Consider the following 1483-nt stretch of genomic DNA (forward strand, 5'->3'; position numbering starts at 1 on the left):
TCAGGCAGCGCGACGCCAGCAACTCGGTCGCCGCGTTGATGTCCGGCGCGAAGAAACGGTCCTTCTCGTAGAACGGCACTTCGTTGCGCAGGATGGCGCGGGCCTTTTCCAGTTTCGGCGAGGTCTTCAGGCCATTGCGCAGGTCCAGGCCCTGGGCCGCCGCCAGCCATTCCACGGCGAGAATCCCGCGGGTGTTCTCGGCCATTTCCCACAGGCGTTTGCCGGCTGCCGGGGCCATCGACACGTGGTCTTCCTGGTTGGCGGAAGTCGGCAGGCTGTCCACCGAATGCGGATGGGACAGCGCCTTGTTCTCGCTGGCCAGGGCCGCCGCGGTGACCTGGGCGATCATGAAGCCGGAGTTCACGCCGCCGTTGGCCACCAGGAACGGCGGCAGTTGCGACATGTGCTTGTCCATCATCAGCGAGATGCGGCGCTCGCTCAGGGAACCGATTTCGGCGATGGCCAGGGCCATGTTGTCGGCGGCCATGGCCACCGGCTCGGCGTGGAAGTTGCCGCCGGAGATCACGTCGCCTTCAGCGGCGAACACCAGCGGGTTGTCGGAGACGGCGTTGGCTTCGATGGCCAGCACGTCGGCGGCCTGGCGGAACTGGGTCAGGCAGGCGCCCATGACTTGCGGCTGGCAGCGCAGGGAGTACGGGTCCTGGACCTTTTCGCAGTTTTCGTGGGAGTCGGAGACTTCGCTGCGCTCGCCCAGCAGGTCGCGGTAAGCGGCGGCGGCGTCGATCTGGCCTTGCTGGCCACGGGCGGCGTGGATGCGCGCGTCGAACGGCGAACGCGAACCCAGCACCGCTTCAACGGTCAGGCCGCCGAGGGCCAGGGCGCCGGCGAACAGGTCTTCACCTTCGAACAGGCCGCGCAGGGCGAACGCGGTGGACACCTGGGTGCCGTTGAGCAGGGCCAGGCCTTCTTTCGCGGCCAGGGTCAGCGGGGTCAGACCGGCGACTTTCAGCGCTTCGGTGGCTTCCATCCACTCGCCCTTGTAGCGCGCCTTGCCCTCGCCCAGCAGCACCAGCGACATGTGCGCCAACGGCGCCAGGTCACCGGAGGCACCGACCGAGCCTTTCAATGGAATGTGCGGGTACACCTCGGCGTTGATCAGGGCGATCAGCGCGTCGATCACCACGCGGCGGATGCCGGAGAAACCACGGCTCAGGCTGTTGACCTTGAGCACCATGATCAGGCGCACCAGTTCGTCGCTGATCGGCTGGCCGACACCGGCGGCGTGGGACAGCACCAGCGAGCGCTGCAGGTTTTCCAGGTCTTCGCTGGCGATGCGGGTCGAAGCCAGCAGGCCGAAACCGGTGTTGATCCCGTAGGCGGTGCGGTTCTCGGCGAGGATCTGCTCCACGCAGGCCACGCTGGCCTCGATCTGGGCCGCGGCGCTGTGGTCGAGGGTCAGCTTCACCGGCTGCTGATAGACGGCACGCAGTTGGGCGAGGCTCAGTTGGCCGGGGATCAGGTT

Annotated in this window: 1 protein-coding gene; it reads right to left on the minus strand. The window is 67.2% G+C overall.

Annotated elements, in window-relative coordinates:
* Nucleotides 1–1483, minus strand: a 1483-nt coding sequence (gene hutH, locus ACLD1X_RS29060; RefSeq protein ID WP_429373721.1) for a histidine ammonia-lyase, incomplete at both ends; no start/stop codon positions are given.

The sequence above is a fragment of the Pseudomonas sp. 18173 genome (genome assembly GCF_050432945.1).
Taxonomy (GTDB): domain Bacteria; phylum Pseudomonadota; class Gammaproteobacteria; order Pseudomonadales; family Pseudomonadaceae; genus Aquipseudomonas.